The organism is Lipingzhangella rawalii, assembly GCF_031628175.1.
Taxonomy (GTDB): domain Bacteria; phylum Actinomycetota; class Actinomycetes; order Streptosporangiales; family Streptosporangiaceae; genus Lipingzhangella_A; species Lipingzhangella_A rawalii.
The window spans coordinates 546393-565739 of record NZ_JAVLVT010000005.1; the positions used below are offsets into that span (position 1 = coordinate 546393).

The following is a 19347-nucleotide window of genomic DNA, read 5'->3' on the forward strand; positions in this document are numbered from 1 at the left end:
GAGTGGGGCGGTGCACGGATGCCGGATGTGGTTGCCTAGGCTGGGGTCGATGGATGCAGAGGTCACCCGTGTCGCGCAGTGGGTCGCCGAGGCGAATGAGATCACCGTTCTCACCGGAGCGGGGCTGTCCACCGAGTCCGGAATCCCGGATTTTCGTGGACCGCAGGGATTGTGGACCACGGATCCGAACGTGGCGTCCCTGTTTGAGATCGACCGCTATGTCGCTGATCCCGAGGCGCGGCGTCAGGTGTGGCAGCTGCGTCGGGAGAATCCGGCGTGGAGTGCCGAACCCAACGCCGCCCACCGGGCCCTGCGGGAGGTCGAGCTGCGGGGACAGCTTCGGGCGATCGTCACCCAGAACATTGACGGGCTGCACCAACGGGCCGGTAGCGAGCACGTGGTGGAGGTGCACGGCACCATGCACCGGGTGGTGTGTCTGAGCTGCGAGCGGCGTCGGCCGGCGGTCGAGGTGTTGGCACGCCTGGATACCGAGCCCGACCCGGCGTGTGTGGACTGCGGCGGAATCCAGAAGTCGGACACGATCTCGTTCGGGCAGCGTCTGCGTCCCGAGGTCATGGACGAGGCGGTGGCGGCCGCCCAGCAGTGCGAATTGTTCCTGGCGGTGGGAACCTCGCTGTCGGTGCAGCCGGTTGCGGGCCTCTGTGAGGTCGCGCTGGAGTCGGGAGCCCGACTGGTGATCGTGAACGGCCAGGAGACACCCTATGACGCCGTGGCCGCGGCCGTCGTGCGCGGACCGATCGGCACGATCGTGCCGCAGCTCGTCTCCGCGGAAGCCACACCGCCGGACTGACCCCCGCGTCAGAGCGGACACGTGCGGATCCAGACTCGATGTGCCGCGCTGCCTCGTGTCCGCGGGCTCGGTGGTTGTGCCGTCACGGTGCGACGCTCAGCGACAGCGGATCATTCTTTGGGGGCGGCGCAGCGCAGACAGCAGATGTCCTCGTCGTCGGGGTTGCTGTACCCACACAGGCGGCAGGTCCAGTTCTGGATCACCGGGTGACAGCTCCGTGGCGCAGAATGTCGGCATGCTCGGTTCATAGGGCAATAATAAGTCCGATTTGTCCGAATGTCGGTGGCCGGGATCGGTCGTTTGGATTCGCTGGCACGGGGGAAGTCGATGCTCGTGGGGTAGGATTCTCCGGCGCTCGCGCACCGCGATTCGGGAAATGGGCACGGTTTTCGCTCTCATCGGTGGTATGACATAGAGTGGCCCTGAGCCGCCCGTGGCGGGAGCTACTTCCGGATTGATCCGGCGGGAGTAGATCGGCCCAACTGGCGTCGCACGTGGACGGTCCGGCGTGTCCGGGACGCGCCAGGTGGGGTGACGGCCTACCCAGTCGGGATGTGCTGGTTCTTCGAGTCTTCGTACGCCGTCTGCCAACTGCGCAAACAGGGGTTTCTGTCGCTAGAATTGGCCGGATCGGGTGCTTTCGGGCGCCGCCGGTGGCGTAGGTGGTCCGACATCCATCGCAAACAGGGATGAATTGGCGTGAATGGTATGTCTGGTGCGATTGGCGGGTTCGCTGAGGCTGGTGACGCCGCTGATGCCACTGTTGCGGCGTCCACCGATCCGGGTATGGCAAACGCAGCCGAAGATGTGCGTGCCCTACGCGCCTTGGCCGAACTGCGAACCGCGAGCGGTGTGACTGCATTGTGGACGATAGACCTGTCCACGCGAACCCTCAGCGAACTGTTCGGTCCCTCGAAGTTGTGGCAGACCCTGTGCGGTGAGCAGCTCGATCTTCCGGAAGTTCTGACCCGGGTGCACACCGATGACCGGGATCGGCTTCGGGAAGCCGTGGATTCTTCCGCCGGTGGTGCCGACTTCGAGCAACGTTTCCGGATGGTGGACCGCTACGGTGACGAGCGCTGGCTCCACGCCCGGGCGCGATACCTGGACGCGGGACGTCCGCGGCTGGTCGGCCTGGTCGATGATGTCACCGAGCACACCCAGCTGGTACGGCGACTCGCTGATCGTCGCCGGATCGAGGCCGCCCAGGCGCGCCGAGTGAACGAATTGGCAGCCAAACTGGTCTCTGCGACGACCGTCGACGAGATCACCGGGCTGCTGACCCACGATTTCCTGCCCATCTTCTCCGGCGCCTCCTCGGCGGTGATGCTCGTGGAGGACGGGGCGCTGGTGCCCTATCCCGCGAGCGAGGCCGACCATCCTCCCTTCGCACGCATCGCGGGACGCGACGCGGCGGATACCTCGTTTCCCATGGGGGCGGTGATCCGGGACAGCCAACCCCGCTTCTACGACAATCGCGCCGAGGTGGTGGAGCGCTTTCCAGCCGTTCGGGAACTGCTGCCCCACGTACGTTCGCAGGCGTGGGCGACCGTTCCGATCTTCGGTGACGGGCGGTCGGCCATCGGTGTCTGGCAGGTGGCCTGGAACGAGGCCCGCTCCACGCCGCCCGACGAGCGCGCCCTCATGCTGACCCTGGCGGGACTCGCGGGTCAGGCCCTACAGCGTGTCCGTGCCCAGGCGGCACAACTGGAGCTTGCCGACGCCGTGCAGCAACGCATGCTGCCCGGAAAGCCACCCCAGCTGTCCGGGCTGGACCTGGCTGTGCGCTACCTGCCCGCCAGGCAGGGGTCACGCGTGTGCGGCGACTTCTATGACGCAATCCAACTCTCGGAAAACCGGGTTGGTTTGGTCGTCGGCGATGTTCAGGGGCATGGGGTCGAGGCCGCGGCGGCGATGGGACAGGTGCGGATCGCCTTCCGCGCCTATGCCAAGAACCGGTTTGATCCCGGTGAGGTCCTCGCCGAAACCAATCGGATGTTCGCCGAAGGGGTGGACGAGGACGTGTCCTTCTCCACCTGTGGCTACCTCGTGCTGGAACTGGACACGGGGCGGATGCGTGCCGCGTGGGCGGGGCAGCCACCACTGGTGGTCGCATCCGAAGCGGACTACGAGATCTGGCAGCCCGCAACCGGGCCGCCTGTGGGCGTCGACCCGGACAGCACCTATCCGGTCTCCGAACGCCTCCTGGACCCCGGCCAGACCCTGCTGATGTGCTCGGATGGCCTGCTCGAGAGCACCTCCGTACCGATGGACGAAGGGCTTGCCCAGGTGGGCCAGGCCCTGATTTCGCAGCAGACCAACGTGGAGGAGACCGCGAGTCGGCTGGTGGAACTCACCCCGGCCGGGAGAGGCGACGACATCGCCCTGCTGGTCGCCCGCATGTGGGACCGGCACATCTGCGGAATCGGGGACCAGTGAGGTGGTGATTCGCGCCGCGGCCGGTGCAGGTGCACGGCATACGTGAGGAACGGCCCGGCCTCAGAAGAACCCGAGGGACATCAGAATGACGAGGGTCCCCACGGCGATGATCGCCGCACCGACGGCGGCACCCCAGTCATCGGCCTTGTTGGATCCTACCGAGAGCAGACTACCCAGGAACGTCATCCCTCCGAGGATGACGTTCACCAGGAAGTAGCCCAGCAGTAGGGCGTGTCCGAATCCGTCCAGGGTGAAGAAACCGGGGTAGTACCAGTTGGACAGCCAGCTGGTGGACTGGGTGAGCCAAGCCCACCCGGCCGAACAGATCCAGCCGACAGGCAGCTGGACCACGGGTACGGCGCCCATGATGATGATGCCGAACATGGTTCCGAAGAACCCCACATCATTCGACGGCTGTGCCTCGGGAGCTGGCGTTGGCACCTGCGGAGGATGCAGGTTGTGGCTGTTCAGCTCCCGTTCCAGTCGCTGGAGGTCCGGGTCTGGTGGCGGACCGGCGCTTGCAGAGGCCGGAGCATTGGACGGGGGCGCTGCACCGGCCTGATTGTGGGGACGGGGACGCTGGGCAGGCTGGGGCGACACGGGGGGACTGGCTGGTGGTGGCGCCGGAGGTTGGCTCGGTGTCGGGGGTGCTGGCGGCTGGGGCGAGGCTGAGGGGGGTGCCAGGTGGGACGGGCCGCTCCCCAGGGGTGGTGGGCTGGCCGGGCTCGGGGGAGCCGTGCCCGGGTCTCGGGCGTCGGATGCGGGTGGCCGAGACTGCGGGGAACGCTCCACCTCCGGAGCGGATGGTTGCCGCATCGTCGAGCCGGCCCCGGCCGGAGGTTCGGAACGCGGGCCCGGTTCGGGCGCCGCCTCGGTGTAGGTCAGGGTCTCGCCAGGGGACTGGAGGGGTGTGGTCCGCTGCTGCAACATCTGGGTCACCCGCCGGGGAAGCCAGGCCTGTTGGACAGGAAGGCCCTGGGTCAGCCCCAACAGGTCGCTGGGCGTGGGACGTTGCCGTGGGTCTTTCTGGAGGCAGGCGGCCACCGTCTCCTGGAGTGGCTCCGGAACACCCGTCAGATCGGGTTCACCGTCACAGACCTGGCGCACCACAGATGCCAGGGAACCTCCAGTTGGGAAGGCGGTCCGACCTCCCGACGCGAATGCCAGAACGGCGCCGAGGGAGAACATGTCGCTCGCGGGTCCGACCTCACGCCCCTCCAACTGTTCCGGGGACATGTAGCCGATCGTGCCGATCGCCTGGTTGGTCATGGTCAGGCTGGTTGCGTCCGCACTACGGGCGATCCCGAAGTCGAGTACCCGAGGTCCGTCCTCCGAGAGGAGGACGTTCGCCGGCTTGAGATCCCGGTGGGTCAGACCCTGTCGGTGGATATCGAGCAGCGCTTCGGCCAGGCCGGCACCCAGCACCCGGGTGGTGGTCTCTGGTAGGGGCTCGTTCTCACTGACCGCTGCTTCCAGGGTTGGTGCCGGAATATAGGCGGTGGCCAGCCAGGGCAGGTCCGCATCCGCGTCGGCATCCAGAACCGGGGCGGTGAAGGCGCCGCTGACCTTACGTGCGGCACTCACCTCCCGGGCGAACCGGGTGCGGAAGTCCGGGTCCGCGGCGTACTGACGATGGATCGTCTTCACCGCCACCATGCGGTTTCCAGGCGACTGGCCAAGGTAGACCTGGCCCATTCCACCGGCACCGAGGCGACCGAGAAGCCGGTAGTTGCCCAGCTGGGTCGGGTCGCTGTCACGAAGCTGTTCCACGGTGCGGACATCTCCCTGGGGGCAGGAGGCTGGTGTCCTCCCAATCATAACGACGGCACTGCCCCGTGAGCCCGAGGTTGCAGCTGCCGTACGCACATCCATCGGCAGCTCCCTGCGACCGGATACGCCGCCTAGAGTGGGAACCGTGTCCGAAACACTGTTCGATGACGCCGGTGCCGAGGCCCAACGCGCCCAAGAGCCGCTTGCTGTCCGGATGCGGCCACGGACCCTGGACGAGGTCGCCGGTCAGGAGCATCTTCTGGCGGCCGGTTCTCCGCTGCGGAGACTGGTCGAGGACGACGCCCCAATGTCGGTGTTCCTGTGGGGACCTCCGGGAACCGGGAAGACCACCCTGGCTTCGGTCGTTAGCCACGTCACCCAGCGCAAGTTCGTGGAGCTGTCGGCCGTCAGCGCCGGAGTGAAGGACGTGCGGGCCGTGATCGAGACGGCCCGTCGCGATATGGGGATGCGCGGAACCCGCACGCTGCTCTTTGTGGACGAGGTCCACCGTTTCAACAAGACCCAGCAGGACGCCCTGCTGCCCGCGGTCGAGAACCGGTGGGTCAGCTTTATCGGGGCGACCACAGAGAACCCGTTTTTCTCCGTGGTCAGTCCGTTGTTGTCCCGTTCGCTCCTCCTGACCCTGGAACCGCTCAACGAGACGGATATCCGCCAGCTGCTCACCCGTGCCCTTACCGAAGAACGGGGGCTGGACGGAGGGTTCGACCTCGCCGAAGAGGCCACGCAGCAGCTGTTGCGGCTCGCGGGGGGCGATGCTCGACGCGCCCTGACCTACCTGGAGGCGGCCGCGCTGGTCGCCGCACCGGCACAGGACACTACGGTCAGCACCATCACCCTGCGGGATGTGGAACGGGCGGCCGACCGAGCGGCCGTACGTTACGACCGGTCCGGCGACCAGCACTATGACGTGGTCAGCGCTTTCATCAAGAGTATGCGCGGCAGCGACGTGGATGCCGCACTGCACTATCTGGCCCGTATGATCGAGGCAGGCGAAGATCCACGCTTCATCGCTCGACGAATCGTCGTGCACGCGAGCGAGGACGTGGGCATGGCGGATCCCAACGCACTACAGGTCGCGATGGCCGCTGCCCAGGCGGTGGAGTTGATCGGCCTTCCCGAAGCTCGCATTAACCTGGCGCAGGCAGTGATCCACATCGCGCTTGCCCCCAAATCCAACTCGGTGATCACCGCGATAGACGCCGCCACGTCCGACGTGCGCTCCGGTCACCTTGGGCCGGTTCCACCCCATCTGCGCGACGCCCACTACTCCGGAGCACGTGACCTCGGACACGGCGCCGGATATGCCTATGCCCACGACTATCCCGGCGGTGTAGCCCCGCAGCGGCATGCCCCCGAAGAGATCGCCGGGCGGGACTACTACCAGCCCACCAGCCACGGGGCCGAGCGTCGTTACGCCGAGGTGTCCGCGCGGATCAAACGCATCCTGCGTGGCGAAGGGCAACCGGACGCAGAATAGTGCGGCACTCCGCCGGTCCGGGAACACGGCACTCGGCTCGACTGGGGACGGGGCGGCAGCGGCGGAAACACAACCGCTCTCGCGCACCGTGACCCACGGCCGGCGACGTATGGTCTAAGGTCCAATCTGTCGGGGCAACGCCCCGTCCTGAGGCGTGGTTCCGCCCGAGGACGACGGCCCGAGGAGTGGCAATACGCGTGGACGCAGGGAATCACGACTACGTGGCGACACCGGTGGCGCTCCGGGAACTGCCCGAGCGTCCGGCCGGACTTGCCGGACGCGGCGACGAACTCGACGCTGTGTTGGCCGCGCTGGCCCCTGGGCCGCACCAGACACAGACGGAGGGGGGACTCGTATGTGCTCCCCCGGGGATGGGAACCAGTTCGCTCCTACTCGCCGCCGGGCACGAAGCCCTACGCCGGGGCTGGTACCACCGCGCCGTCTACGTGGATGCCACCGGACCCACGAGGGTGGAACCCGCCCGGTTGTTGGACGCCGTCCTACGCGCGCTGGATGTGCCACCCGCCCACATCGGAACCAGCCTGGCCGAACGGTTCGGCCTCTACCGGACCGAGCTGGGGGTTGCGGCGGACCTGGGCCAACCCGTGCTCGTGGTCGTCGATCAGTTGACTGATGTGGAGCAGCTCGGCAACCTGCTTCCCGGGCCTGGAGGTAACTGTTTGCTGGCCTCCGCATCTGGCCCCGTCCCCGGGACGCCGACGGCCCGGGTACGTCAGCACTACCTGGATCCGCTCTCGGTCGAGGACCGGGAACGGGTGTTACAGGCTGCCCTTCGGATCGCGGGAACCGATGACGTCCGGATCGCTACCGATTCGGCGGGGCGGCGTGCCCTGGCCCAGGCGTGCGGAGGCAGCCCGTTGGCTGTACGCATCGCCGCGGCGTTGCTGGAGGTAGAGACCGGTACCGGCCCCGCGGACATCGCGGATGAACTGGCCGAGCGTGTGGCCGCGTGGGAGGAAACGACCGTGCCAGCCGCTGCCGTGGCTCCCACCCTGGACAGTGACCCGACAGCCGATTCCCACGTTCATCGGGACTGTGTCCTGACAGGGAGCGACAGGTCGTGGCCGGCTCGCGAGCCGGAGCTGCGGGCCTGCCTCAGCGCTGCCTGTGCCCGACTAGCGGCGGACCAGGCCGAAGCGCTGCATATGATCGCTCGCGCGCCAGGTGTAGCGATCTCCACCCGCGCCGTCGCCGCCCTGGACGGCCGTTCGCATGGAGAGATCCTGCCGCTGTTGCGAGAACTGGCCCGGCTGCATCTCGTCCAACCGCAGCAGTCCGGATGGTTAACCATGCACCCCCGGGTGCGTTCCTTCGCCCGTACCCAGCTCGGTGGGGTCAGTGACCGTCGGTGGGCGCAGGCGGAGGGTCGCCTGTTGCGTTACTACACCCGGGCCGCGCGGGAGGCAGCCGTTCGTTCGGCATCCGGGGGCGGTCCAGCGGGCATGGGCGCAGCACCGACGGACGCTCCGGAGACCACCGCCCAACACGCCGAGGAGGCGCGGGCATGGCTCGCCGCGGAGCGACGCACCCTGGTAGCGGCCACCCTGCGCGCGCGGGACACGGGGCACACCGACGTAGCTGTCCAGCTTCCCGGACACCTGGCCCGCTTCCTCGACGACAACCGCTATGTGGAGGACTGGGTCACGATCGCAGAGATCGCCAGCAGCAGCGCGGTGGCTGCCGGTGAGCCGCGGGACGTGGCCACCGCCCTCAATCACTACGCCGCCGCCCTCGCACGTGCCAGCCGGACGTCCGAGGCCATCACCGCCTATGAGCGGGCGTGTGCGCTTCTGGGTGAGCTGGACCTGCCCACACAGGAGGCGTGGTCCCGGGAACGGCTCGGGGCGGCCCTCCTTCGTACCAAGGAAGCCGAACGGGCCGCGGAAGAACTGGAACGTTCCCGGGAGCTCTACCAGGAGCGGGGGGAACGGTTTCGGCAGGCCGCCTGTGCCGATCGTCTCGGTGTTGCCCTGACCCGAGCCCAGCGCACCCCCGAGGCGGTTACGGCACACCGGGAGGCCAGCGACCTGTTCGCCGAGCTGGATCGGCCGGCCAACGAAGCCGGTGCCCGGGACCGCCTGGGCACAGCCCTACTGCGCTGTGGCAGTGCAGGGGCCGCTGTGGACCACCTCAGGCGGGCCCGAGAGCTGTACCGAACGCTGGGGGATGCCACGAACGAGTCCGCGGTAGGGGAGCGGCTCGGGACCGCGCTGTGGCGCGGCGCGTCTGCCGCTGACGCCGCCACCGTGTTGGAGGAGACCTGCACCCACTACCGCACCGCCGGTGCGGGCTATCGGGAGGCAGTGACGCGAGACCGGCTGGGGCGGGTCTATACGTCCATGGAGTATTTCGAACGGGCGATGCAGGCTCACAGGCGTGCCTGCACCCTGTTCGCCGAGCTGGGGGAGGCAGGTCGGGAAGCGGCCGCCCAGGATCGTCTGGGCTACGTCTGCTCCCGTCTGGGGCATTACGACACGGCGATCTCGGCCTACCAACGGGCCCAACACCTGTTCCGCGAACTGGGGGATTCTCCCGCGGTGGCGGCATGCAGTAACCGTCTGGGGTCGGTGTTGCTCACCGCCCACCAGTACCCCGAGGCCCTGGCCGCACACGAGGTCGCGCTGGCCCACCTGTCCGTTGAGCGGGAAGAACCGCACCGTGCCGTGGCCGCACACGGCCGGGGGCTCGCGCTGCACCACCTGGGGCGCAGGGACGAGGCGATCGCCGCTATGGAAGACGCCCGCCGAGGGTACGCCGCTGTCGGGGACCACGCGGGTGCGGAACGTGCGGAGGAGAGCCTGCGGCAACTGCGACAGGTGATTCCACAGTCATGGCCCACCCATACCCAGGACCCCGGCCCGTGCTGGTCGGTGGCCAGAGCCACCTTCCGCGCGGGCCGTAGTTGTTTTTCGGGGGGATGCCCCCCGTGCCCCCGTGTGGGGATCCTGCCTATGAGGATCTCCGGCCCGTGTGTAGGACGTGAAACAGCGGGCGATTGACGCACGCCGGTGCGGCCATCCGGAATGTTCCGGGCACGTGGGGCAGCGGGCTGCGTCACACGCCCGTCGGGCACCGCTTACTGTGTCCCACTCGAGGTCCCAGTTGAGGACTGCTCGTCACTCGTCTCCGCGGCTGCGGCTGTGCTTCGCTGCCGGCGCCGAGAAAACTCCCGCAGCTGCTGGAGATACCGGCGTGCCCGCCCCAGCAGCGAGCGTGCCCAACCGAACTCACTGGCCAGCACCGCAAGACCGAGAATCACGGCGGCCCAGCCCGGCCCCGGCGTAAACCACATCACCGCCCCGGCGAGCAGCAGAAAACCCCCGACGATCGTCACACCGATCCGCCATGTCCACAGCAGTACCGGGTGGGAGCGCATCCGGAGCCGCCACAGCCGGCTTCGCGCGCGCAGTCGCCGCCAGCGTCGGTGCCGGCGCTCGGCTCCCGAGCGTTCGTGCCTGTCCTGGCCAGCGGGTGGGCTCGGTGCCATGGCCTTCACCATACCCACCAGGCCGAACCTCCCGAACACGGGGAGCGTATAGCCGCGACACAACATCGCGGCGGCGAACAGCCCCGAGTCCCGATAGCATCGGCACAGATCCATCCGCAGTGGCCCCGGTCGGGGAGTGTCGAGTCAAACGTGGGAGTACACCGTGTCTGTCGTGCCTGATATGCGCATCCATGTCGCCGGAACCGAGCGCGTGGTGGCCGCGGGCACGACCGCCGGCGACGCGCTGGAAGCCGATGGCCGCACCGTTATCGCCGCCCTCGTCAACGGGGAGCAGCGGGACCTCACCCACCAACTCCAGCCCGGTGACGACGTCGCACCGATCACCATCGACTCCGAGCCCGGGCGGGCGATCGTGCGGCACTCCTGCGCGCACGTCCTCGCGCAGGCCGTGCAGGAACTCTTCCCCGAAGCCAAACTCGGTATCGGGCCGCCGGTGGAGAACGGCTTCTACTACGACTTCGATGTCACAGAGCCCTTCACCCCCGACGACCTCAAACGTATCGAGAAGCGCATGCAGCAGATCGTGAAACAGGGGCAGCGCTTCTCCCGCCGCACCGTTTCCGATGAGGCCGCACACGCCGAGCTCGCCGACGAGCCCTACAAACTGGAGCTGATCGGGATCAAGGGTGGCTCCACCACCGACGACGGCTCCAGCGTCGAGGTGGGCGAGGGCGAGCTCACCATGTACGACAACCTGCACCCGCGCACCGGTGACCTGTGCTGGAAAGACCTCTGCCGTGGACCCCACGTTCCCGACACCCGGGCTATTCCCGCGTTCACCCTGATGCGCTCCGCCGGGGCCTACTGGCGTGGCAGTGAGAACAATGCCCAGCTGCAACGCATCTACGGCACCGCCTGGGAGAGCAAGGAAGCCCAGCAGACCTACCTGGAGCGGCTGGCCGAGGCGGAACGCCGCGACCACCGCAAGCTCGGGGCCGAACTGGACCTGTTCAGCTTCCCCGAGGAGATCGGCTCCGGTCTGGCGGTCTGGCATCCCAAGGGTGCCGTGGTCCGACGCGTCATGGAAGAGTACTCCCGGCAGCGGCACGAGTCCGCCGGATACGAGTTCGTCTACACGCCACACATCACCAAGGACATGCTCTTCCAGAAGTCCGGCCACCTGGACTTTTACAAGGACGACCTGTACCCGCCCGTGCACATGGACGCCGAGTACGACGAGAACGGCAACGTTCGCAAGCCCGGGCAGGACTACTACCTCAAGCCCATGAACTGCCCCATGCACACCATGGTGTTCAAGTCGCGGGGGCGCTCCTACCGGGAACTGCCACTGCGTCTTTTCGAGTTCGGCATGGTCTACCGCTACGAGCGGTCCGGAGTCGTGCAGGGGCTGGTGCGTTCGCGTGGGTTCACCCAGGACGACTCGCACATCTTCTGCACCCCGGAGCAGCTGTCCACGGAGCTGGCGAGCCTACTGGAGTTCGTCCTGGGACTGCTGCGCGACTACGGCCTGACGGACTTCCGGGCGGAGCTGTCTACCCGCCCGGAGAAATTCGTCGGCGCGGTCGAGGACTGGAACCAGGCCGAGGCCGCGTTGGAGGAGGCTCTGCACAAGGCTGAGCTGCCCTACACCGTCAACGAGGGAGACGGTGCGTTCTACGCTCCCAAGATCGACGTTCACGTCACCGACGCGATCGGTCGTAGCTGGCAGCTGTCCACACTCCAGGTTGACCTGCAAACCCCCGTGCGGCTGGATGTGGAGTACACCGCCGCCGACGGCAGCCGCCAGCGGCCCTACATGATCCACCGGGCCCTGTTCGGCTCCATCGAACGGTTTTTCGGAATCCTACTGGAACACTACGCCGGCGCCTTCCCCGTGTGGTTGGCTCCGGTGCAGGCCGTGGGTATTCCCATCGCCGACACCCACGCCCCCTACCTCGACGAGGTCGTTGCGAAGCTGCGGCAGCGGGGAATCCGGGCAGAGGTCGACACGTCCGACGACCGCATGCAGAAGAAGATCCGCACCGCGCAGAAGCAGAAGACGCCCTACATGCTGATCGCCGGGGATGACGACGTGGCGCAGGGAGCCGTTTCCTTCCGGTATCGCGACGGCCAGCAGCGCAACGGGGTACCGATCGACGAGGCGATTGCGGAGATCGTCACCGCGGTCGAGGAACATCGCCAGGTGTGACCCGATCGCCCCCGGCCCCGGGGCCAACCGGGCCGGGGGCGCTGTCAGGCGCTCTGCATGGCCACCGCGCGGACCGGGGCCCCGTCCCCACCGTCGATCTTCATGGGAAGCGCACTGAGTAGGGGAGTGGGAAAGTCGATCTGATGCAGCCCACACAGGTTCTCGATGAGGACCCCGCCGTGCGCCGCCACCGTGTGGTGCACCGGCCAGCCCGCACCGGGGTGGGCCTCGTCCGGGGTCTCGTCCGGATTGGGCGCGTCGATGCCGATGGTGCGGATGCCCGCGGCCATGAGGTGGTGTGCGGCGTCGCCGGACAGGTAGGGATGGTCGAAGTAGCGGGGTGTGCCGTGATAGCGATCCCAGCCGGTATGCAGCAGCACGATGGTTCCGGGGGCGAGCGAGTCCAGCTGAGGGGCGATCTCGGTCCAGGTCACCGGCTGGCGATCCACGTGCGCGGTCACGTCCACCACTATCGCCGGGCCGAGGAACAGATCCAGCGGCAGCCGGTCGATCCGTTCCCCGTCGTCCCGGAAGTGGTACGGCGCGTCGACGTGGGTGCCGGTGTGCGAACTCACCGCCACGTGGAGCCGGTTGTACCCCTCGTCGGCAATCGTGGCTGCACACGTCAGCTCGGGCGGCTCGTCCCCGGGAAACGGCTGGGTATCCGGGCCGATCGTGCGGCTCAGGTCGACGACACGCCTCAGATGCATCCCGTTGCTCCCGTCCGGTCGCGGTATGTGCACGGATTCCGCCGCTTCCGCCGTGCGGGCTCCTGCGCCACTGAGCCTAGCGGCCGTGTGGGGCTGGGGCGCCCCACACCGCACGGAGACCACACAGCTCCTATGCTGGCTGCGTAACGGAGGTGAACGTCAATGAGTGAGGCACCACCGGGAGCCGGGGCGGACCCGGGCCAGGGGGACAGCTTCGAACGGTTGTGGACCCCACACCGCATGGCCTACATCAAGGGTGAGGGAAAGCCCGAACGTGGCGCTGTCGGCACGGGGTGCCCGTTCTGTCGTGCACCGAGTCTGGACGAGACCGAGGGGTTGGTGGTCGCCCGGGGCAAGGCGGTCTATGTGGTGCTCAACCGCTACCCCTACAACAGTGGCCACCTGCTGATCTGCCCCTACCGGCATGTCGCCGAATACACCGAGCTCGACGAGGACGAGACGACCGAGTTCGCCCTGCTGACCCAGCGTGCCATCGCATCCCTGCGCACCTCCTACTCTCCTCAGGGGTTCAATGTGGGGATGAACCTCGGCACGGTGGCCGGGGCCGGAATCGCCGCCCACCTTCACCAGCACGTGGTGCCGCGCTGGGGTGGCGACACCAACTTCATGCCGGTGATCGGGCACACGAAGGTGCTTCCCGAGCTGTTGGAACAGTCCCGGGAATTGTTGGCGAGCAACTGGCCCCAGGAGCAGTCGTGACCCACCCGGCCGTCGTGTTGTACGACGGTGAGTGCGCCTTCTGCACCGCCGCAGCCGAGCTGGGTCGATGCCACGTGACCTACGTTCCACCGCAGGCCAGGATGCGTTCCTCCCCGCCACCCGAGGTCTTTCCCGGGGTGGTGTGGCTGCCGTGGCAGGGAGCCAGCTCGGCTGTGGCGGCGCACCTGCGGGAACGGGCACGCCACGAGGTGCTGGTGGTCAGCGCGGACGGTCGGCGGGTCTGGGGTGGAAGCGAGGCCGTGGCCGCACTACTGCTGAACAGCCCGCGTCGCCGGTGGTGGCCCGTGGGGAGCCTGCTGCGCGGCCCGGGTACGCGTCGGCTGGCCCGGGCGCTGTACCGCTGGGTGGCACGCAACCGTGACCGGTTCCCGATGCCCGTCACCGGGGCGCGCTGCCGGGACACGCTTCAGGCCCGCGGGGCGCTCGTGGGTGAGGCGGCTGGTCGGACCTAGGATCGTAAGTAGTCATGTTGCGAAACCTACGTCCTGTTGTGGCGTCAACCCTGGACCCGGTCGGCCGGGCCTTGGCACGGGTCGGTCTGACTCCGAACGCGGTGACCGTGCTCGGGTCGGTCGGCGTGCTCACCAGCGCCCTGGTGCTGTATCCGCGAGGTGAACTGCTCCTCGGGACCCTGCTGGTCACCTTCTTCACCCTGTTCGACATGCTGGACGGCGCCGTCGCCCGGGCGCGAACCAGGGACAACGAGTTCGGAGCGTTCCTCGACTCCTTCATGGACCGCCTCTCCGACGCCGGAATCCTGTGTGGTCTCCTGCTGTGGTTCATCGGGGGCGGGAACTCGCCGGTGTTGACCCTGGTAACCCTGTTCTGCCTGGTCGCCGGGTTCGGAGTGTCCTACGTCAAGGCGCGCGCCGAGGGGCTCGGAGTGCGCTGCGATGTCGGGATCGCCGAGCGCACCGAGCGACTGGTCATCGTGCTGACGGCAGCGGGCCTGGAAGGCATGGGGGTTCCCTACGCCCTGCCCACCGGCCTGTGGCTGCTGGCGCTGTTGAGTGTGGTGACCATTGGCCAGCGGCTACTCGAGACCCACAATCGGCTCGGCGGCGCCGAGCGTAGACCCACGAGTCACTGAGGAATCTGTCGTGCGCAATCCCGCTGTCGGCTACGCCGTGGCCTGGGCCACCCTGCCGCGGATCCCGGAGCGGCTGGGCCGTTGGGCCTTCACCCGGATCGCGGACCGCGCCTGGACACAGCGCGGGTCGGGCGTACGCCAGCTCGAGGCGAATCTGCGCCGTGTCGTGGGCCCCGCGGTGAGTGAAGACGAGCTGCGGATGTGGTCCCGTTGTGGGATGCGCTCCTATCTGCGCTACTTCTACGAGGTGTTTCGCCTGCCGGCACTGCGGCCACACGAGATTCGCGGCCGCACTCAGGTCAGTGGGGTGGCCAACCTCGAAACCGTCCTCGACTCCGGCCGGGGCGCCGTGGTGGCCCTTCCGCACATGGGGAACTGGGATCAGGCCGGGGCCTGGATCACCCTGCGTGGGTATCCCCTGACGACGGTGGCCGAACGCCTGCGCCCCCGATCGGTCTACGAGCGGTTTACCCGGTTCCGTGCCGGCCTTGGGATGGAGGTCCTGCCGTTGGATCGTGGCGACGCCAGCCTGTTCGCGCGGCTGGCGCGTCGCCTCCGGGCCGGTGGGCTGGTGTGCCTGCTCGCCGATCGGGATCTCACCGGAAGTGGAGTGGATGTGACCTTCTTCGGCGAGCAGGCCCGGTTTCCGGCTGGTCCCGCGCTGCTCGCCCACCAGACCGGGGCCGCCCTCGTCCCGGTGACCCTGACCTCCACCCCCCACCAGTGGCAGATCACTATCCACCCCGAGGTGCCCCGCCCGGAGAACGGGGGGCGTGCACAGCGGTGCATGCAGATGACACAGCAGCTCGCGGGGGTGTTCGAGGAGGCCATCACCACCCACCCCGAGGACTGGCACATGCTTCAGCCCGTGTTCATCGCCGACCTGGTCCCGGAGCCGTCACCACGCGGCCAGACCTCAGGCCAGCCGGCTGGCCCTGTCCGCGGCCGTGACCGTAACCGTGGCAGTGGCAGTGACAGTAACACAGCCATGCGGGGGGCTGGATAGCTGTGCGTGTGGGTCTGGTCTGCCCCTACACCTGGGACGTGCCCGGTGGGGTCCAGCAGCATGTGCACGACCTCGCCCAGGCGTTACGGGGTTTTGGGCACACGGTGAGCATCCTGACCCCGGCCGAGGACACCGACGGGTTGCCCGGCCATGTTGTTGCGGCTGGGCGTGCCATCCCCGTCCCCTACAACGGGTCGGTGGCGAGGTTGGCGTTTGGTCCGCGGGCGGCCAGCCGGGTGCGGCGCTGGCTCCGGGACGGCGCGTTCGATGTGGTACACGTGCACGAGCCCACGGCTCCGAGCCTGTCCCTGCTGGCGTGTTGGGTGGCCGAGGAGCCGCTCGTGGCCACCTTCCACACGGCGAATCCGCGGTCGCGGGCCATGGCCCTGTCCGCGGCCGCGTTGCGCACCGCGGTAGAACGCGTGCACGCCAGAATCGCCGTCTCCGAGGCGGCCCGGCGCACGCTCGTGGATCATCTGGGCGGGGATGCCGTGCTGATCCCGAACGGAGTGTCGGTGGACGACTACGCGTCGGCTGCGGCCCACCCCCGGGATCGGGAGCTGGGCGATGGCGGCACCGTGGGCTTCCTCGGACGTCTGGACGAACCCCGCAAGGGGCTGCCGGTGTTGATCCAGGCGTTCCGGATGCTGGTGCAGCACCGTCCGGAGCTGCGACTGCTGCTCGTCGGCCCTGGGGACGCTACCGCCGCACTGCGGGATCTCACCCCCGCGGAACGTGAGCGGGTTGTGGTGCGGGGGCAGGTCACGTCCGCAGAGAAGGTGGACGCCCTGGCATCGATGGACGTGTTCTGCGCCCCCAACCTGGGTGGGGAGAGTTTCGGGATCGTGCTGGCGGAGGCCATGGCCGCTGGTGCGCCCGTTGTCGCCAGCGATATTCCCGCGTTCCGGGCCGTGCTCGCCGACGGCGCTGCGGGAGCACTGTTCCCGGTTGGTAACGAGACCGGTCTGGCCCAGGCCGTGGCGGCACTGTTGGACGCCCCGGACCGCCGTGCCGAGCTCGCCGCGTCAGCCCTGCACGCCGTCCGCGCCTACGACTGGTCCACCGTCGCTGTGGATGTGCTCCGGGTCTATGAGACGGTGACGCTGCGTCCCGCGGGCAGCCCCGGCCCGGGCGGGTTCGGCCCGACAGGAGGATAACGGTGTCCGGAAACCTGGCGGACCTGGTGTTGACGTTCAGTGTCGTTGTGGTGACGGCGCTGCTGGTGGCCTTCTATGTCTCCTGGAGAGCTAGCCGGCTGGATCGGCTGCACACCAGGCTGGAGACGGCGCGGGCCGCGCTGGAGGCCGCCATGGCGCGTCGACACGCGGCGGTGGTGGAGCTGGCTGCCTCCGCCCATCTGGAGCCGGCCTCCCGGATCCTGTTGGCCGACGCCGCCGGACGGGCCCTGCGTGCCGACCGGGACCAGGAGCCTGAGCCGGCACAGGGAGCGGAGCCGCTGGAACAGGCGGAGAGTGCCCTGTCGGGTACCCTGCGCGCCGTGCTGGAAGAGCCCGGGGTTCCCGAGGAGCTGCGCCGGGTCCCCGGGGGACAGGCGGCCCTGGGCGAGCTGTTGGCCCAGGCACGGCGGCTGCAACTGGCGCGTCGCTTTCACAACGATGCGGTGGCGACGATTCGCCAGGCACGACACAGGTGGCTGGTGCGCGTGCTGCGCCTAGCCGGGCACGCCCCGCTGCCCGAGTATGTGGAGATGGACGACCAACCTCCTGACCTGCCCGACGATTGGCCACGGCCGCCCGCGGCGACCGGATAGGGCCGGTTTCGTGTAGCTGGGAGCGAGCTTGGGCCTGACCTGGGGCGCTCCCCAGCCCGCTCCCCCCACCCCCCGTTGGCCGTGGGGTTGGGGCTTCTGGCCGGGGTTGGGGCACTGCCCACGCCGCCCGCACCTCCGCACGACGGCCAGCGGAGATTGGGGGAGTGCGGACGTAGCGTGGGTGGGGGCGCTACCACACTCGAAATACGGGCGCCGGTGGCTCTGGCACGTCCGCAAGAACAGGCACCACTCGGCCCGGAGTCGCCACCAATCGCGGTGCCAGCATTCGGTCCGCGGCACGCACCGTCTTGGCCGCCGGCGGCGTCGCGCCCTGGGGGCGCTCCCCCGTACGACGTCCAGCGGGACGTGGTGGTAGCGGTGGTTGGTTGGCTGTGCGCGCCGCAGTGGCCGCTGGCGGCCGTCATGGCGCTGGCAGGTGGGCCTGTTGTCGTCGTCGGCACTCGTTCCCGGCGGTGGTGGGACGGGGGCGCTCCTCCAGCCTCCCCGGGGGCGTTCCTTCGCGGGCGCCGGGGCGGCGCCCGCGGGTGTGGTGTGGGTGGGACGGCTGAAGTGTCCCTGGCGGCTAGGAGACTCTGCCTCCCGCGTCCCGCACTAGCTGATTGATCCCCAACGGCCTTTTCCGCCCCCATGCACTGGGGGAACCGGCAGGCGTCAGCGTCCCAACCCCGATACCGACCCCGAGCGGCCGAGCGGCCGAGCGGCAACACTGGGTAGCGCCTATGGGGACACGAGCACGGCGACAGTCCGTAAGGAGTACAACGGAGCACAATCCAGTGTGTCCGGAACCGCCCGAGGTGCCGTGTTCTACCATGGGGTGGGGAGACAGCGCCCTGCCGTCCCCAATCATCCCAGTTCAGCTTATGTACGTCCTGTGGAGGCCGGTACCGTGACCCAAACACCCCAGAGCCCAGTCGAGCCCGCGGTGGGCACCGCGCGGGTCAAGCGCGGTATGGCAGACATGCTCAAGGGCGGTGTGATCATGGACGTGGTCACGCCGGATCAGGCCAAGATCGCCGAGGACGCCGGAGCGGTCGCGGTCATGGCGCTGGAGCGTGTCCCCGCCGACATCCGCGCCGACGGCGGGGTGGCTCGCATGTCGGACCCCGACATGATCGACGGGATCGTCAACGCCGTGTCGATTCCCGTCATGGCCAAGGCACGCATCGGCCACTTCGTCGAGGCCCAGGTCCTCCAGACGCTCGGGGTCGACTACATCGACGAGTCCGAGGTGCTCACGCCGGCCGACGAAGCCCACCACATCGACAAGTGGGATCTGACCGTGCCTTTCGTGTGCGGGGCCACCAATCTGGGTGAGGCGCTGCGGCGTATCGCCGAGGGGGCGGCCATGATTCGCTCGAAGGGTGAGGCCGGTACCGGTAATGTCGTCGAGGCCACCCGGCACATGCGGCAGATCCGTGCCGAGATCAACCGGTTGACCCGGCTTGACTCCGCCGAGCTGTTCGACGCCGCCAAGCAACTGCGCGCCCCCTACGAACTGGTGCGGGAGGTCGCCGAGCGCGGCACGCTGCCGGTGGTGCTGTTCACCGCGGGTGGCCTGGCCACCCCCGCGGACGCGGCCATGATGATGCAGCTCGGCGCCGAGGGGGTGTTCGTCGGGTCCGGCATCTTCAAGTCCCGGGAGCCGCAGAAGCGTGCCGAGGCGATCGTGAAGGCCACCACCTTCTACGACGACCCCGACACCATCGCCAAGGTCTCCCGGGGGCTGGGTGGTGCCATGGTCGGCATCAACCTGGATGACCTTGACGACTCCCAGCGTTACGCGGAGCGCGGCTGGTAGTTCCCGTTCGGCCG

15 protein-coding genes are annotated in these 19347 nt (G+C 68.5%); 12 read left to right on the forward strand and 3 right to left on the reverse strand.

What is annotated here, in order from left to right:
• The first annotated feature begins 49 nt into the window (after positions 1–49).
• Positions 50–811 carry an SIR2 family NAD-dependent protein deacylase gene (locus tag RIF23_RS13425; RefSeq protein ID WP_310912830.1) on the forward strand — a complete coding sequence of 254 codons (762 nt, stop codon included), beginning with the start codon at positions 50–52 and terminating at the stop codon, positions 809–811.
• Positions 812–1519: 708 nt separating this feature from the next.
• A complete protein-coding gene (locus RIF23_RS13430) occupies positions 1520–3250 on the forward strand; it encodes a SpoIIE family protein phosphatase (RefSeq protein ID WP_310912957.1) in 1731 nt (576 codons plus the stop codon).
• Positions 3251–3310: 60 nt separating this feature from the next.
• On the opposite strand, the gene RIF23_RS13435 is transcribed toward RIF23_RS13430, so the two are convergent.
• Positions 3311–5020 (reverse strand): serine/threonine-protein kinase, encoded by a 1710-nt coding sequence (locus tag RIF23_RS13435; RefSeq protein WP_310912831.1) that lies wholly within the window; start codon positions 5018–5020, stop codon positions 3311–3313.
• Between the two features lie 145 nt (positions 5021–5165).
• Between RIF23_RS13435 and RIF23_RS13440 the strand changes: the two genes are divergently transcribed.
• Positions 5166–6518, forward strand: a complete 1353-nt coding sequence (locus RIF23_RS13440) for a replication-associated recombination protein A (RefSeq protein ID WP_310912832.1) — start codon at positions 5166–5168, stop codon at positions 6516–6518.
• 197 nt (positions 6519–6715) lie between these two features.
• Complete coding sequence (locus tag RIF23_RS13445) at positions 6716–9538, forward strand: tetratricopeptide repeat protein (RefSeq protein WP_310912833.1); 2823 nt, start codon at positions 6716–6718, stop codon at positions 9536–9538.
• 77 nt (positions 9539–9615) lie between these two features.
• Here the strand turns inward: RIF23_RS13445 and RIF23_RS13450 are convergent, their stop codons facing one another.
• Positions 9616–10026: a PGPGW domain-containing protein gene (locus RIF23_RS13450; protein WP_310912834.1), complete on the reverse strand. Its 411-nt coding sequence runs from the start codon at positions 10024–10026 to the stop codon at positions 9616–9618.
• A gap of 163 nt (positions 10027–10189) precedes the next feature.
• On the opposite strand from RIF23_RS13450, the gene thrS reads away from it, so the two are divergent.
• Complete coding sequence (gene thrS, locus RIF23_RS13455; protein ID WP_310912835.1) at positions 10190–12196, forward strand: threonine--tRNA ligase; 2007 nt, start codon at positions 10190–10192, stop codon at positions 12194–12196.
• A gap of 44 nt (positions 12197–12240) precedes the next feature.
• On the opposite strand, the gene RIF23_RS13460 is transcribed toward thrS, so the two are convergent.
• The gene (locus tag RIF23_RS13460) at positions 12241–12906 is read right to left on the reverse strand and encodes a cyclase family protein (RefSeq protein ID WP_310912836.1); all 666 of its coding nucleotides are present in this window, start codon (positions 12904–12906) and stop codon (positions 12241–12243) included.
• 162 nt (positions 12907–13068) lie between these two features.
• Between RIF23_RS13460 and RIF23_RS13465 the strand changes: the two genes are divergently transcribed.
• From RIF23_RS13465 to pdxS, 7 genes are all read left to right on the forward strand, one after another.
• Positions 13069–13626 carry an HIT family protein gene (locus RIF23_RS13465; protein ID WP_310912837.1) on the forward strand — a complete coding sequence of 186 codons (558 nt, stop codon included), beginning with the start codon at positions 13069–13071 and terminating at the stop codon, positions 13624–13626.
• Entirely contained in the window at positions 13623–14099 is a 477-nt protein-coding gene (locus RIF23_RS13470) for a thiol-disulfide oxidoreductase DCC family protein (protein WP_310912838.1), read from the forward strand. The genes RIF23_RS13465 and RIF23_RS13470 overlap by 4 nt, the downstream gene beginning before the upstream one ends.
• 14 nt (positions 14100–14113) lie before the next feature.
• On the forward strand, positions 14114–14737 hold the full coding sequence (pgsA, locus tag RIF23_RS13475; RefSeq protein ID WP_310912839.1) for a phosphatidylinositol phosphate synthase: 624 nt from the start codon (positions 14114–14116) through the stop codon (positions 14735–14737).
• A 10-nt stretch (positions 14738–14747) separates the two neighbouring features.
• The gene (locus RIF23_RS13480) at positions 14748–15743 is read left to right on the forward strand and encodes a phosphatidylinositol mannoside acyltransferase (RefSeq protein WP_310912840.1); all 996 of its coding nucleotides are present in this window, start codon (positions 14748–14750) and stop codon (positions 15741–15743) included.
• A 2-nt stretch (positions 15744–15745) separates the two neighbouring features.
• Entirely contained in the window at positions 15746–16900 is a 1155-nt protein-coding gene (locus tag RIF23_RS13485; protein WP_310912841.1) for a glycosyltransferase family 4 protein, read from the forward strand.
• A gap of 2 nt (positions 16901–16902) precedes the next feature.
• A complete protein-coding gene (locus tag RIF23_RS13490) occupies positions 16903–17514 on the forward strand; it encodes a hypothetical protein (RefSeq protein WP_310912842.1) in 612 nt (203 codons plus the stop codon).
• 892 nt (positions 17515–18406) lie between these two features.
• Positions 18407–19333, forward strand: a complete 927-nt coding sequence (gene pdxS / locus RIF23_RS13495) for a pyridoxal 5'-phosphate synthase lyase subunit PdxS (protein ID WP_310912843.1) — start codon at positions 18407–18409, stop codon at positions 19331–19333.
• Positions 19334–19347 lie beyond the last annotated feature (14 nt).

Coding starts and splice junctions, on each gene's coding strand:
- RIF23_RS13450 (WP_310912834.1), bottom strand. CDS start 10,026: ATGGCACCGAGCCCACCCGCTGGCCAGGACAGGCACGAACGCTCGGGA.
- RIF23_RS13430 (WP_310912957.1), top strand. CDS start 1,520: ATGTCTGGTGCGATTGGCGGGTTCGCTGAGGCTGGTGACGCCGCTGAT.
- RIF23_RS13460 (WP_310912836.1), bottom strand. CDS start 12,906: ATGCATCTGAGGCGTGTCGTCGACCTGAGCCGCACGATCGGCCCGGAT.
- RIF23_RS13465 (WP_310912837.1), top strand. CDS start 13,069: ATGAGTGAGGCACCACCGGGAGCCGGGGCGGACCCGGGCCAGGGGGAC.
- RIF23_RS13425 (WP_310912830.1), top strand. CDS start 50: ATGGATGCAGAGGTCACCCGTGTCGCGCAGTGGGTCGCCGAGGCGAAT.
- pgsA (WP_310912839.1), top strand. CDS start 14,114: ATGTTGCGAAACCTACGTCCTGTTGTGGCGTCAACCCTGGACCCGGTC.